The organism is Amycolatopsis sp. lyj-109 (genome assembly GCF_046548995.1).
Lineage (GTDB): Bacteria > Actinomycetota > Actinomycetes > Mycobacteriales > Pseudonocardiaceae > Amycolatopsis.
Genome location: NZ_JAJPWR010000021.1, coordinates 120295 through 132748, shown reverse-complemented (window position 1 = coordinate 132748; position 12454 = coordinate 120295). Strand labels below are relative to the sequence as shown.

15 protein-coding genes are annotated in these 12454 nt (G+C 69.7%); 9 read left to right on the top strand and 6 right to left on the bottom strand.

Going from position 1 to position 12454, the window contains the following annotated elements:
• Nucleotides 1-38: 38 nt before the first annotated feature.
• The gene (locus ACLJQF_RS36775) at nucleotides 39-869 is read right to left on the bottom strand and encodes a peptidoglycan-binding domain-containing protein (protein ID WP_410614883.1); all 831 of its coding nucleotides are present in this window, start codon (nucleotides 867-869) and stop codon (nucleotides 39-41) included.
• 461 nt (nucleotides 870-1330) lie between these two features.
• On the opposite strand from ACLJQF_RS36775, the gene ACLJQF_RS36770 reads away from it, so the two are divergent.
• The 4 genes from ACLJQF_RS36770 to ACLJQF_RS36755 all read left to right on the top strand — a co-directional run bounded on the left by ACLJQF_RS36770 (nucleotide 1331) and on the right by ACLJQF_RS36755 (nucleotide 3446).
• Nucleotides 1331-2383: an NlpC/P60 family protein gene (locus ACLJQF_RS36770; RefSeq protein ID WP_410614882.1), complete on the top strand. Its 1053-nt coding sequence runs from the start codon at nucleotides 1331-1333 to the stop codon at nucleotides 2381-2383.
• Between the two features lie 62 nt (nucleotides 2384-2445).
• Complete coding sequence (locus ACLJQF_RS36765) at nucleotides 2446-2868, top strand: hypothetical protein (protein ID WP_410614881.1); 423 nt, start codon at nucleotides 2446-2448, stop codon at nucleotides 2866-2868.
• 66 nt (nucleotides 2869-2934) lie between these two features.
• A complete protein-coding gene (locus ACLJQF_RS36760; protein WP_410614880.1) occupies nucleotides 2935-3135 on the top strand; it encodes a DUF3072 domain-containing protein in 201 nt (66 codons plus the stop codon).
• A 134-nt stretch (nucleotides 3136-3269) separates the two neighbouring features.
• Nucleotides 3270-3446 carry a hypothetical protein gene (locus ACLJQF_RS36755; protein WP_410614879.1) on the top strand — a complete coding sequence of 59 codons (177 nt, stop codon included), beginning with the start codon at nucleotides 3270-3272 and terminating at the stop codon, nucleotides 3444-3446.
• Between the two features lie 4 nt (nucleotides 3447-3450).
• Here the strand turns inward: ACLJQF_RS36755 and rho are convergent, their stop codons facing one another.
• Nucleotides 3451-4512 carry a transcription termination factor Rho gene (gene rho / locus ACLJQF_RS36750; protein WP_410614878.1) on the bottom strand — a complete coding sequence of 354 codons (1062 nt, stop codon included), beginning with the start codon at nucleotides 4510-4512 and terminating at the stop codon, nucleotides 3451-3453.
• 259 nt (nucleotides 4513-4771) lie between these two features.
• Between rho and ACLJQF_RS36745 the strand changes: the two genes are divergently transcribed.
• Nucleotides 4772-5287, top strand: coding sequence for an ATP-binding protein (locus tag ACLJQF_RS36745; RefSeq protein ID WP_410614877.1), 516 nt, complete (start codon nucleotides 4772-4774; stop codon nucleotides 5285-5287).
• 197 nt (nucleotides 5288-5484) lie between these two features.
• Here the strand turns inward: ACLJQF_RS36745 and ACLJQF_RS36740 are convergent, their stop codons facing one another.
• On the bottom strand, nucleotides 5485-5724 hold the full coding sequence (locus ACLJQF_RS36740) for a hypothetical protein (RefSeq protein ID WP_410614876.1): 240 nt from the start codon (nucleotides 5722-5724) through the stop codon (nucleotides 5485-5487).
• 129 nt (nucleotides 5725-5853) lie between these two features.
• On the opposite strand from ACLJQF_RS36740, the gene ACLJQF_RS36735 reads away from it, so the two are divergent.
• The 3 genes from ACLJQF_RS36735 to ACLJQF_RS36725 are packed head-to-tail and all read left to right on the top strand — an operon-like array spanning nucleotide 5854 to nucleotide 7918.
• Complete coding sequence (locus ACLJQF_RS36735) at nucleotides 5854-7077, top strand: GDSL-type esterase/lipase family protein (RefSeq protein WP_410614875.1); 1224 nt, start codon at nucleotides 5854-5856, stop codon at nucleotides 7075-7077.
• A 56-nt stretch (nucleotides 7078-7133) separates the two neighbouring features.
• On the top strand, nucleotides 7134-7544 hold the full coding sequence (locus ACLJQF_RS36730) for a hypothetical protein (RefSeq protein ID WP_410614920.1): 411 nt from the start codon (nucleotides 7134-7136) through the stop codon (nucleotides 7542-7544).
• Between the two features lie 26 nt (nucleotides 7545-7570).
• The gene (locus ACLJQF_RS36725; protein WP_410614874.1) at nucleotides 7571-7918 is read left to right on the top strand and encodes a ClpX C4-type zinc finger protein; all 348 of its coding nucleotides are present in this window, start codon (nucleotides 7571-7573) and stop codon (nucleotides 7916-7918) included.
• Here the strand turns inward: ACLJQF_RS36725 and ACLJQF_RS36720 are convergent.
• Nucleotides 7915-8718, bottom strand: a complete 804-nt coding sequence (locus ACLJQF_RS36720; RefSeq protein WP_410614873.1) for an SAM-dependent methyltransferase — start codon at nucleotides 8716-8718, stop codon at nucleotides 7915-7917. The genes ACLJQF_RS36725 and ACLJQF_RS36720 overlap by 4 nt on opposite strands.
• A 121-nt stretch (nucleotides 8719-8839) precedes the next feature.
• A complete protein-coding gene (locus ACLJQF_RS36715; RefSeq protein ID WP_410614872.1) occupies nucleotides 8840-10525 on the bottom strand; it encodes an enoyl-CoA hydratase-related protein in 1686 nt (561 codons plus the stop codon).
• Nucleotides 10526-10980: 455 nt separating this feature from the next.
• Here ACLJQF_RS36715 and ACLJQF_RS36710 point away from each other — a divergent pair, with 455 nt between their 5' ends.
• Nucleotides 10981-11352 (top strand): hypothetical protein, encoded by a 372-nt coding sequence (locus ACLJQF_RS36710; protein WP_410614871.1) that lies wholly within the window; start codon nucleotides 10981-10983, stop codon nucleotides 11350-11352.
• An 18-nt stretch (nucleotides 11353-11370) separates the two neighbouring features.
• On the opposite strand, the gene ACLJQF_RS36705 is transcribed toward ACLJQF_RS36710, so the two are convergent.
• A complete protein-coding gene (locus ACLJQF_RS36705; protein WP_410614870.1) occupies nucleotides 11371-12396 on the bottom strand; it encodes a helix-turn-helix domain-containing protein in 1026 nt (341 codons plus the stop codon).
• Nucleotides 12397-12454: the final 58 nt, after the last annotated feature.

Genomic DNA, 12454 nt, shown 5'->3' with positions numbered 1-12454 from the left:
GCCCGGCCGTGCCACCACGGCCGGGCGCACACCCGGCATCAGCCGCGCTGGTACTCCTCCCAGGTGACCTTCGTGACCTGCGGCCCGTCGTCGGAGCCGCGGCCGGCGAGGCCGTTCATGCCCAGGTAGTAGTCACCGGTCTGGTGCTGCGCACCCGACGACAGGTCCGGGTCGGAGACCGCCATCGCGTGGATGTGGTAGTCGAAGCCCTGCGCGGGCGTGCGGTACCACGCCGCGAACCCGACGTTGCGCAGCGCCTTCAGCAGGGTGGTGCGGTTGGTCGACGACATACCGGACACCGAGATGTCCATCGCGCCGCCGCCGTCGTGCGTCCCGGCCGAAGCGTCGACGCCACCGGCGTTGTACGAGCCCTGGGTCAGGGTGACCTGGAAGCCCGCTTTTCCTTCCGCCGCAACGAGCATCGCCTTGGTGCGGGTGTTGAGGGTCTTGCCGTGGTAGGTCACCTGGCTGCCCGCGGAAATCGGGTTCGTGACCGTGTACCGGCCTTCGCCCAGCTTCTCCAGCGAGGTCTTGCCCGGCAGGCCGGAAGCGTCGAGACCGGTGTAGCCCAGCGACTTCTGGTACTGCGAGTACGCCGTGATCGTGGTGGTGCCGAAGTAGCCGTCGACGTACTGGCTGTCCAGCAGCCCCTTCGCCTGCAGCGCCTGCTCGACGAGCAGGACGCTGTCGTGGGCGCCCGGGGTCAGGGTGTCGTCGGCGCGGCGCGGGTCGATCTGGGCCGCCTTCAGCACGGCCTCCATGTTCGCACCGGGCAGCACCGTCGTGGCCGCAGTCTCGGCCTGAGCCGGTGCGGCCACGGCGAACGTGGCGGCGGTGAGCGCCGTGAGTACGGCGGCCTTCGTGAACATCCTTGTCCTCCATGGGTTCGGAATCTCTACGGCCATGAGGATCACGCAACCGGATACAAGGGACGTACAAACCGGATCCGCCCAGCCCGGGCCGTTTGTGACGCCCGAGCCGCCGTCGATACGGTACGGGGGTAGGGCCTAGGTGATCGTCACGGCATGTAATCCCAGCCACATTCGGACGCATTCCCACTGGTCCAGCCGTACCAATCACCGTCACGGAGAGTTTCCGTGCCCCCGCCCTGGACTCTTCCGTGCTCGTTTCGTAACCTGTTTGAGATCTCGCGGCCCCCGGTCGTCCCCCGACGGCGACGCGAGATCGCCGCCGATACCCCCTGTCGGGTGCCGGACCCCACCGCGGGCTCTTCCTGTTGCGGTCGAGCGCGCCCTGGGCACGGGCGAGACCCCCGCTCGCCGTCCCGGTCCCCGCCGGCGGCCGATCAGCAAAGGAGACCCGCGCGAGAATGCGTTCGCATCCCGTCAAGCGCGTGGTGTCAGGTGCCCTCGCCGCGGCCTCGGTGATCACCCTCGTCACCATGGCCCAGCCGGTGGCCATCGCCGCCCCCGTCCCCGTCCTCCAGGCGCCCCCCGCCGGGTCGGACGCCCTCGCCAAGTACCGCGACCTCGCGGCGCAGGCGGAAAAGCTCAACGAGGACCTGCTCCGCGCCCAGGACGACCTGACCGCGAAGCAGGGCCAGCTCGACAAGGCCAGCGCCGACGTCGAGGCCGCGAAGAACGCCGGCGCCCAGGCCATCGAGGCCAAGCGGCAGTACCAGTCCGAAGTGGACAAGTTCGCCGGCGCCTCGTTCACCGGCGGCGTCCAGATGAACAAGCTGTCGGCGCTGCTGGCCGGGACGTCCACGCAGGACTTCCTGGACCGCTCGGCGGCGCTCGAGGTCATCGCGACCGACAAGAACGCCGCGATGGCCAACCTCGGCGGCGCGGCGGCCAAGGCCACGGCGGCCGAGAAGTCGGCCGCCGACGCGGCGAAACGGGCGCAGGACGCCCGGGACGCGGCGGCGAAGCTGGCTTCGGACATCGAGGCCAAGAAGAAGGACCTGCAGGGCCAGATCGACCAGATCGAGGCGCAGAGCCGGAGCCTCAGCACCGCGGACAAGGCCGCTCAGAAGGACACCGGCGGTGCGGCGCCGAACGTCAAGGCGCCCACCGCGGCGGCACAGGCCGCGGTCAACGCGGCGCTCAGCAAGCTCGGCAGCGCCTACGTCTGGGGCGCCACCGGGCCGAGCACGTTCGACTGCTCCGGCCTGATGCAGTGGGCGTACAAGCAGGCCGGCATCACCCTGCCGCGGAACTCCGCGGCACAGGCGGGCTTCGGCGCTTCGGTGTCGCGCGACCAGCTTCAGCCGGGCGACCTGGTCGCCTACTACTCCCCCGTGTCCCACATCGGGATGTACATCGGCAACGGCAAGATGGTGCACGCGCCGACGAGCGGCGACGTCGTCAAGATCTCGCCGCTGATGAGCGAGTACGCGGGAGCCACGCGCCCCACGGCCTGACGTTCGGACAGTGCCCCGTTCCCGCGAAGTGTAGAAATCGCGGAACGGGGCACTTTTCGCGCATGGACGAGAACCCTGACGCCGCCACCGTCGAAGCCGTCGGCAAGGTGACCGAGGCGCTCGAGACGATCGAGCGCGCCCGCGGGCACCTCTACTCCTTCCACCAGCTGACCGGGAGCGCGGACCTGGCCCTCGGCGAGGCCGTGGAGCAGCTCGAAAAGGCCGGCCACGGCGAGTGGGCACGGCGGATCTCCGAAGAGCTCATCGGGCTCAACGTAGTACCCGATCGGTGGACTTTCCAGGTCGTCGAGGAGTACGACGACGGCTACTACAAGGCGTGCCGCGACCTTGAGCGTGAGCTGCTCACTTCGCTCACCGGAGGGCGCCGCCACCTGCACGAACAGCAGATGAAGGACGACCGCCGGACGCACGGGCGACCGGGCCACGAGGCGGGCGGCCCGAGCACGCCCCCGGCCGGCACGTGACCGGCGACTGTCGGACCCCTGCGCTACAGTCGAACGCAGGCGAACAAATGTTCGATTGGAGTTGACATGACCGACCAGGTGGAACCGAACCCGGAGAAGGACCCGAGCGACTGGACCACCGGCGACGAGCCGATGACCGGGCCGCAGAAGTCGTACCTGCAGACGCTCGCGCAGGAAGCCGGCGAAGAGGTGCCGGACGGCCTGACGAAGGCGGAGGCGTCCGAGCGGATCGACGCCCTGCAGAAGACGACCGGCCGCGGCACGTGAGGCTTCACCGCGAGCGGGGATCCACCGGGCAGTTCGGCGGTCACATCCCCGCTCCGCCGCCGCGCGGCGCCCTCCCTCGACCGCAGACAGCCGCCTCGACGAATGAAGGCTCGCGGACCGGGTATCTCCTGGGCATGTCCCAGCCGAACGAACAGCAACCCGAGATCGCGCGGCCCGGCACCCCGGATCCCGGCCGTGCCGAAGACCGGCTCTACCGCCCCGGCGAGGGCGAACCGCCGGACAGTCCCGAAGAGGCCCGCGGTGTCGGAGCGAAAGTGATCGGTGAGCTACGGGCGCGTCGCGAAAGCTGAGCGTTCAGGCGGCTTCCGGCAGCGCTGCGCCCGTGACGCGGAACAGGAACTCGGCGTTGGAACCGGTCTTGCGGAGCTGCTCCAGCAGCTGCTCGATCGCGTGCGGCCCCGGCAACGCCCGCCGGACCTCGCGCATGGCCGCCAGTTCACCCGGGGTGACCAGCAGTTCCTCACGCCGGGTGCCGGAGGCCGCCACGTCGACCGCCGGGAAGATGCGTCGCTCGGCCGTCTTGCGATCGAGCTTGAGCTCGGCGTTGCCGGTGCTCTTCAGCTCCTCGAAGAACACCGTGTCCGCCAGGGAACCGGTTTCCACCAGTGCCGACGCGATGATCGTGAGCGAGCCGCCGCCCTCGATGTTCCGGGCGGCGCCGAGGATGCGCTTCATCGGCTGCACCGCGGCCGCGTCGACGCCGCCCGACAGCGTGCGGCCGGACGGGCGGGCCGAAAGGTTGTACGCGCGGCCGAGCCGGGTCAGCGAGTCGAGCAGCAGGACGACGTCTTCGCCGTGCTCCACCAAGCGTTTCGCGCGCTCGACGGCGAGTTCCGCCACCGCCACGTGCTCGGCGGGCGGACGGTCGAAAGTGGACGCGATCACCTCGCCGCGCACGGTGCGGCTCAGCTCGGTGACCTCTTCCGGTCGTTCGTCGGCGAGCAGGACCAGCAGCCGGCAGTCGGGGTGGTTGACCGACAGCCCGTGGCCGATTTCCTGCAGCACCGTGGTTTTCCCGGCTTTCGGCGGTGAAACGACCAGAGCGCGCTGCCCCCGGCCGAGCGGGGTGACGAGGTCGATGACGCGCGGCAGCAGCCGCGTCGGGGTGGTTTCGAGCAGCAGCCGGCGGTCCGGGTGCACCGGCACGAGGTCGGCGAAACGCGGGCGCGGTTCGTGCGGGTCGCGGTCGTTGACGCTGGTGATCTTCTCCGTGGTACCGGCGATTTCGTCGCCAGGACGCAGGTTGTGCTTACGTACCAGGGAAAGCGGGATGGCGACGTCGTCGGGCGTGGGCCGGTAGCCGGGCCGGACGAACGGGGTTTTGCCGGACAGGTCGAGGATTCCGTGAAAAGACATGGGTTTCTCCAGAGGTGACGATGGGCCTGCGCACGGACGGCGAGGCCGGGAAGAAGGAAGAGGCCGACTGGCCTGGTTCCGGGAAGCTGCCTCCGGGCGGCCGAGGGGCCGACATCCGCGAGGAGCACCTCCACTGTAGCGACACATCCCACGAAGCACAATCCCACGAAGCACAAGGGGTAAGACTTCGTGGCGATGGGTAGTCCACCGGAGAGCCCGCTGAAACGGGGGAACCGCGGCTGAACGATGGGAGCGGATCGTGTATCGACATACCCCGGAAACTGGCGTCGATACGGGCGAGAGCACCGACGCCGACCAAGCCGGGACCACGGCCCCGGAGCACTTCACCGCCGGAGTCGTGGTCGCCTCGACCTTCGAAGAACTGGCGCCGGCCCTGCCCAACGAGATGGCCGGCCTGCGCCGCAAGCTGATCCACTGGCTGGGCGCGTTCCCCCTCGACCCGGACAGCCGGCACGACATCACGCTGGCAACGTACGAAGCCCTGGCCAACGTCGCGACCCACGCCTACCCGGACGGCTACGGCTGGGCCCGCTTGCAGGCCCGCCGCGAGGGCGACGCGATCACGGTGACGGTGACGGACACCGGCTGCGGCATCCCGGCCACGCGCCCGCGCGTGGCGGGCCTGCGCACCTCAGGTGGCCGCGGCCTGCTGCTGATCGACCAGGTGACGGACCAGTCCGACATAGACACCAGCGGTACGGGAACGACGGTCCGCATGACGTGGCGCCCGGCGGCCCTCCGGGACGCAGGCTAGTACTGCAGGGCGAGATCTTTGTTCGGTGCGGCCGAAGACAGCCTGCCAGGACAATCCTGGACGTCAACCTGCCAATCTGCCGCAGCTCGTCGTGAGTGGTAATTCGGGTTAGAACCCGAATTACCACTCACGACCACCAGCCACGGCAAACGGTGACCTTGGTTCCCCAGGTCACGCACACAAGTGTCCCTGTAGTACTAGCGGCGCAGGCGCAGGTCCGGCCACGGCGGCCGGTGCACCATGGCGACGCCGGCGAGGGTCGCGGCGACCAGTCCGACGCCGATACCGAGCAGCGCGACGCGCGTGGCGTCCACCGCCGGCTCCCAGCGGGCCTGGCCTTCGCGGACGGTGAACACCCCGACCGGCCGGTGGACGGGGATCACCGTGGTTCCGTCCGGGGTGTCGTACGGGTCGCCGAAGATGCGGGAGTCGGTCATGCCGCCATCGAACCGAAAACCGCTGCCGCTGACAAGATCGGACAGAACCCTGTCGCTTCCGTGACCGCCTGCTTACGATCAGCAGGGGGAGCTGTTCGTCGCTCGTCCTTTGTGGACTCAGGAGGCGCCGTGCGCAGGATCGCCCTTCTCGCCGCGATTTCCGTGGCCGCGGCCGTCGTCGGCTCCGCTCCGGGTGCCGCCGGGGCCGGGCGCACGTGGTTCACCTCGTGGGCGCAGTCGCAGGACGGCCGGGCCGACACCGCGGTCACCGCCCGGTCACTGCGGATGATCACCCATCTCAGCCAGGGCGGCGACGCGGCGCGCGTCCGGTTCCAGAACACCTTCGGCACCGGGCCGCTGACCATCGCGCACGCCACGGCCGGGCCGAGCGCGGGCGGCGCCGCCGTCTCCATCTCGCGTGACCTGACCTTCGCCGGCCGTCCCGCGGTCACGATTCCCGCCGGCGGTGAGGTCTGGAGCGACGAGACCAGGCTCGCGACGCGGCCGGACTCGGACCTCGCGGTGAGCATGTCGGTCGAGGGCACCGCCGTGCCCGGCCGCCACGGCGCGGCCCTGCGCGACAACTACCTGACGCCGCCGGGCTCGGGCGACCACACCGCCGACGTCTCCGGCGAGGCTTTCACGGCCACGGTCGGATCGACGTACGTCGTCAGCGCCGTCGACGTGCACAACGCGGCCTTGCAGGGCGTCGTCGTCCCGTTCGGCAGCTCCGTCGTCGACGGCATCGGCAGCACGCCGGGCACGAACCGCCGGTGGACCGACGACCTGGCGCGGCGGATCGTGGCCTCCGCCGCGCCGCTCGCCGTCGCCAACGCCGGCGTCTCGGGGACGACGAGCGCCCGGACCTGTCCGGGGATGCCGCCGTCGGTCGCGGGCCTGGACGCGGCGAGCCGGCTGGACCGGGACGTCCTGGCCCTGCACGGCGTCACGGCGGTCATCTACTACTACGGCACCAACGACCTGGCGTACGGCTGCGACGCGGCGACGATCCTCGACAGCTACCGCGCGGTCTTCGCGCGGCTGCGGGCGGCGGGCATCGCGGTGTACGTCACACCGAGCACACCCCGGCCGGGGTACGACGACCAGGCGAACCTGGCCCGGCACGAGATCGCATTGTTCGTGCAGCGCTGGAACACCTGCGGCGGCACGTGTTCGGGGGTGGTGGACTTCGACACGGTGCTGAAGGACCCGCTGAAGCCGAACAGCATCCTGCCGGCGTACGACAACGGCGACGGCATCCACGCGAACGCGGCCGGTCAGCAGGCCCTTTCCGACTTCGTCTCGCTGCCGATGCTCACCCGATCCGGGCTGGAAGTCCACACGATGAGGTGACTCGGCGAGTCGGACCGGCGGGACTGTGCGCGCCGGTCAGCAGAGTACGTCCGGTGATGAACGAGTCGATGGACGACGCCGGGTGCTGCCTGCTGTCGGTGGCCTGGAACGTCGCCCCTTTGGCCGGTGGACCGCCCGACGGACCGCCCGACGGACCGCCCGGCTCCCGACGCGGTGAACTGCGGCGCACGGTGGAGGCGGTGTGCCGGACCGCGGGCCGCGGCGCCCGCGAGTGGGCAGCGCGGCACGGGGCGGGGACGGAAGCGGAGTACCGGCCGTTCCTGCAGCTCGCCGACGTCGCCTACGAGATCGCGACGCTGTTGCTGCTGGTGGAGGACTTCCTGGTGCCGGATCTGGGCCGTGAGCACCGGCGCTGGGCGGAGATCGAGGAGCTGACCACCCGGCTGACGGAGCTGTCCGAGTGGACGGCGGCGTTCCTCTTGTCAGGCGCACCCTTACGCCTGTAAGGTCGCGCCTGACAAGGAGGTTTTCGATGAGTACTGCGGTGTTCGCGCGCTGTTCGTTTTGTTCGAAGCCCAACACGGAGGTCGAGACGCTGGTGGCCGGCCCGGGCGTGTTCATCTGCGACGGCTGCGTCCAGTTGTGCGTGTCGGTGATCGACGGCAAGCCGGCGGACGCGCCGCTGATCGCACCGTGGGAGCACGACCTGCCGCTTCCGCAGGTCCTGTCGAACCTCGCCCCGGTATCGGCGGCGAGCACCCAGGTCCAGGAGAACCTGGCGGCGTGGGTGGGCAAGGCCCGGGCCCTGGGCGGCACGTGGTCCCAGATCGGCGAGGCATTGGGGATGACCCGCCAGTCGGCGTGGGAGCGGTTCGCCTAGAGCTTGACACCCACTCCGGCGTAAAGGCCGTCTTCTTCGGGATCGACGGCGGCGGCGAGCCGGTCGGGCCGCCAGTTCCCGGACGTGGTCAGCCCGGGTTCGACGAGCTCGAAGCCGTCGAAGAGCGCAAGGACCTCGGATTTCGTCCGTGGGTGGATGCGGTCCTGGGTCTTGCGCATGGTTTCGGCCACCCGCGGATCGCTCAAGACGGCGAAGTCGTTGGTGAGATGGGTGAGCGCCAGGTAGCTCCCGGGCGCAAGCGCATCCCGGTAGGCGGCGAACACCCCGCGGACCTCGGGCAGGTAGTGCCCCAGGGTGATGGCCAGCAACCCGACGGGCCGGCGGAGATCGAGCAGCCGGTCCACCTGTTCGGACTTCAGCACGGCCTCGGTGTCGGTGGCATCGGCTTCGAGGGCCTCGGCGCCGGGGTTGCCCTTGAGAAGCATGAGACTGTGCGCCACGGCAACGGGTTCGTAGTCGACGTAGACGACCTTGGCGCCGGGATCGACCTCCTGGGCGACTTCGTGCACGTTGCCGACGGTGGGGATGCCGGAGCCGAGGTCGAGGAACTGCCGGATGCCCTGGTCGAGGAGGAACCGCACCACCCGCCCGAGAAAGGCCCGGTTCCGCCTGGCCACGGAGCCGACCTGAGGCTGGATGGCCTCGAGTTTCCAGGCCACCTCCCGATCGGGCGCGAGGTTGTGCGCCCCGCCGAGCAGGTAGTCGTAGATCCGGGCGGCACTGGGCCGGGAGAGATCCGCGCCGGCCGGAATCCAGTCGGCGCCTTCCTGATCGGTCATGGTCGTCCCCCTCGAGTCGGCCCGCCTAACCTTAGCGGGCCGAGCCGCTCCAGGGTCACCACCGGACGTCGGAGCGCGGTCCGGCGGCGCGAAATCGTTTCCTGCGAAGACTTTCCGGGGCTCAGTGGGCCGGTGTCATCTGGGGGAGCCGGGGGACGGGCAGGAGAGGCGCTTCCGGCGCGGCCGGCCGGCCGGTGAGGAAGGCGCGCCTGGCGTCGGCGAAGCCGTGGCGGTCGTCGAAGATGTCGTGGCTCATTTCGGCGAGTTCCCGGATCCGGTAGGTTTCCAGCGGCCGGCGTTGCTCATCGGCTTCCCGGGCCGCCCGTTTCCGGCTGAGCAGCGCCTGGGTTCGTCCGTCGGCGGCGAGTTCGGTGGCGTAATCCAGCACGGCGGCGGTGAAATCGTCGCGGCCGGCGGCGAGGTGGTCGACGAGCCCGATTTCGGCGGCGCCGGCGGCGGTGATCGGCTCGCAGTCGATGGTCAGCCGGCGGGCCTGTTCTTCGCCGGCCCGGCGAGGCAGCACGTAGGTCCAGTACTCCGAGCCGTACAGGCCCATCTTCCGGTAGTGCGGGTTGAGCAGGACGCCGTCCCGGGCGATCACCTTGTCGGCACCGAGGGCCAGCACGACTCCGCCCGCACCCGCGTCGCCGGCGAGCGCGGCGACCACGAGCTGGTCGGTGCAGTCGATGATTTCCCGGCAGAGGTCGTCGATCGCGGTGATGTTGCGCCAGGCCTCCGCCGCGGGATTCGGCTGGGCGTCGATGACACCCAGGTGTATCCCGTTGGAGAACACCTCGCCGCCGGCCAGGACCAGCACGTCGGTGTCCTGCGCGGCGGCGTGGCGCAGGGCCGCGGTGAGCCGGCGGCACTGGGTGGTGGACATTGCGCCGTTGTAGAACGCGAAGCGCACCAAGCCGACGTTGCCCACCCGCCGGTAGCCGATTTCCCGGAGGCTCGGCGGAACGGAGGCCGGCGGCGCCTCGCGCACGCTGTCCCCGAGGGCGAGCGCGGCGGGCAGCTTGACGGTCGTGCCCGGGGCCCCGGGCGCCAGCCGCCGCGCGTGCCCGATCCACAGGGCGCCGTCTCCGGTGCGGACCAGCACGGCACCCTGCCGGCGTGCCGGAATGGTGCCCGGCTCGCCGGGACCCGCCTCTCCGCGGTGGGCGTCGAACACCGCGACCGGCACCCCGGCCAGTTCGGTGTGCACGCCGGGCCGGCCGTCCGCGGCGCGGATGCGGCGCAGGATGTGCTCGGTCGGGTCGCCCCAGGAGAAGGCCCGGTCGGCCTGCCGGACCAGGGGACGGGCCGCGTTCACTCGGCGGGTTTGGCGTCGTGGCGTGAACCCGGGGTCTTCGGCCTTGGTCACGACCTCGTCGATCAGGCTGAGCGCGGCGTCGGACACCTCGGTGTTGTAGAGGGTGCTCTTGCGCGGCGGATCGGCCGGCATCCGGAACACCCGGGTGCCCCAGATCGGACCACCGTCGAGGTCCTCGGTCGCCTGCAGGGCGGTAACGCCCCAGGTGGGCGCGGCGTCCATGATCGCCCAGTCGAGCGCGGACGGGCCGCGGTCCCCTTCCGGACCGGGATGGATGATGATCGTGCGGTAGCGCCGCCAGACCACCTCGGGAACCCGCTGCCGCAGGAACGGGCAGATGATCAACGCAGGATCGACCCCGGCCGCGGCGGCGGCGATCTCCGGTGGGTCCTGCACGATCCGGACCGTGACGCGGTGGCCACGGGCACGCAGCCCGAGCCAAGCGCGCTGACTGAGTCCATTGAACGCCGAGCACAGCAATAAGATCTTCAACGGGCCTCCGCTCGTTGATACCTTTGGTGGTGGGCGACGAGACGACCGATCGACGTTACCCGACCCGGCGCCGAAGCCGACGCGGCCAACGGTGTAGGCGCATTCGGCCAACCGGGCTGTCGAAGCCGTTTCTGTCAGTGAATTCAGGTCCGGCGGCGTGGGTCGCCGTCCGGAAAAAACATTTGCGGCGGTTTTCTGGAGATATTTCTCCGCGATTCGGGAGTGTGCTCGGCGCAAAGTTCGACGCAGCGCCACTTCGCGGCGACTGCCGGGACGGACGTCTGCCAGGCGGCCCGGTCGCCGGCTCACGCGTGCTCCGGCGACACGAGCTCGGCCCGCGTGCGACAGTGCACGCAGACCGAAGAACAGTGCACTCACACGTAATAAGAGGCCCGGATACGGGTTTATCCTCTGCCGAGAAGGCGACAGCAAGACTCATCGCACCGGGGAGAACAATGGCATTCCGAAAGATCATGACAATCGCTCTCACCTCACTGGCACTCGTCGGCACCAGTCTGACGACCCCGGCATCCGCCGCGCCGACGACCGTCGACTCGCTGGCCGAATGCCCGCCGGGGTACGGATGTCTGTACAAGGGCTGGACCTGGGAAAGCCATCCCTTTGTCTACTTTCACTACGGGTACTACAACCTGACGGGAGTTTCAGGACGCTGGCGTTCCTACAACAACCAGACCGACGCCGCGACCATGTGGCTCTGCGCTGGGCTCAACGGCACGAACTGTCCGATCGAGTGGGAGCTGGATCCCGGCGACACGCTTGACATGGACAACATGCAGGTCGTCAAGTCGATCAAACTCCAGCGGTAGGCGGGTGCCGGCCCGGGATCAAAACTCTTGCCGAGCGACTCCGCCGTCCCGGCCGGCCGGGACGGTTCGGGCCGCTTCCGTCGCGCACAGCCGGCGGAACTCACGCGGAGACAGACCGTAAGCGCCGCGAAAGACCTGACTGAAATGCGCTGGGCTGTTGAACCCCCACCGGGCCGCGATCACGGTGATCGGGCGCTGGCTCAGGCGAGGTTCGGCGAGTTCGCGACGGCATTGCTCCAGGCGCCGCCGGCGGATCCAGCCGGCGACGGTGTGCCCGTCCTGGTGGAACAGGCTGTGCAGGTAGCGCAGCGAGATGTGGTGTGCCGCGGCGATCGTGTCCGGGGTCAGGTGCGCGTCGCCCAGGTTCTCCCGGATGAAGGCATGGATCCGGGCCATCAGGGCTCGCCGCCGGGCGTGCGGTGGCACGACACCCTGTGCGTCCAGCGCGTGCGCCAGCGCCACCGTCAGCACATCGACCGCCAGGGTCGACAACCGTTCGGCGTCGGACGTGCTGAATTCGTGCATGTGCCGGGCGAGCTGGAGCAGGAACTGCGATGACAGCGCAGCGACTCCCTCGGCGCCCTCGAGCCGAACCGCGCTCAGTTGTCGCAGGTCCTTGGCGGGAAAAGGAAGCAGTGAGCGCGGAAAACGCAGGTGCAGCAACTGACTCAGCGGAAAATCCGGCGCGAACTCGGCCCCAAAGGGACGCAGGGTGTCGTACAGCCTCAGATCCCCTACTCCGTACTGGACACTCCGGCCGTCCTGAGCGACCACGCCACCGCCGCGTACGAAGCAGCTCAGCTTCACCACCTCGGGATCTGCCTGGCGAGCGAGCTTGGGTGCCTGGCGGAGGGAGTGCGGCATCGTGGTCATCAACGTCGCCTGCACGGAACCGAACTCGCTGATACCCACCTGCGCCTGAAAGCCCCGTTCCCGCTGCGGATCACAACGGAGATCCCGGATTCCCCAAAGCTTCGAATTCACCTCGCGCCAGAAGTCGAACCGTTCGCCCTCCGATACCTCCGCCGTGCTGATCACATCCATGCTTCCCCCGAGTTCTGTCACCGTGTCGTCGCAGGACCGAACCAGCTGCCATACCCGA

What these genes read in the sequence shown, in the direction of transcription:
- ACLJQF_RS36770 (WP_410614882.1), top strand. Translation starts at nt 1,331, where the DNA reads ATGCGTTCGCATCCCGTCAAGCGCGTGGTGTCAGGTGCCCTCGCCGCG.
- ACLJQF_RS36740 (WP_410614876.1), bottom strand. Translation starts at nt 5,724, where the DNA reads ATGACCGACTCCCGCATCTTCGGCGACCCGTACGACACCCCGGACGGA.
- ACLJQF_RS36725 (WP_410614874.1), top strand. Translation starts at nt 7,571, where the DNA reads ATGAGTACTGCGGTGTTCGCGCGCTGTTCGTTTTGTTCGAAGCCCAAC.
- ACLJQF_RS36720 (WP_410614873.1), bottom strand. Translation starts at nt 8,718, where the DNA reads ATGACCGATCAGGAAGGCGCCGACTGGATTCCGGCCGGCGCGGATCTC.
- ACLJQF_RS36705 (WP_410614870.1), bottom strand. Translation starts at nt 12,396, where the DNA reads ATGGATGTGATCAGCACGGCGGAGGTATCGGAGGGCGAACGGTTCGAC.
- ACLJQF_RS36760 (WP_410614880.1), top strand. Translation starts at nt 2,935, where the DNA reads ATGACCGACCAGGTGGAACCGAACCCGGAGAAGGACCCGAGCGACTGG.
- ACLJQF_RS36710 (WP_410614871.1), top strand. Translation starts at nt 10,981, where the DNA reads ATGGCATTCCGAAAGATCATGACAATCGCTCTCACCTCACTGGCACTC.
- ACLJQF_RS36755 (WP_410614879.1), top strand. Translation starts at nt 3,270, where the DNA reads ATGTCCCAGCCGAACGAACAGCAACCCGAGATCGCGCGGCCCGGCACC.
- rho (WP_410614878.1), bottom strand. Translation starts at nt 4,512, where the DNA reads ATGTCTTTTCACGGAATCCTCGACCTGTCCGGCAAAACCCCGTTCGTC.
- ACLJQF_RS36765 (WP_410614881.1), top strand. Translation starts at nt 2,446, where the DNA reads ATGGACGAGAACCCTGACGCCGCCACCGTCGAAGCCGTCGGCAAGGTG.
- ACLJQF_RS36730 (WP_410614920.1), top strand. Translation starts at nt 7,134, where the DNA reads ATGAACGAGTCGATGGACGACGCCGGGTGCTGCCTGCTGTCGGTGGCC.
- ACLJQF_RS36775 (WP_410614883.1), bottom strand. Translation starts at nt 869, where the DNA reads ATGTTCACGAAGGCCGCCGTACTCACGGCGCTCACCGCCGCCACGTTC.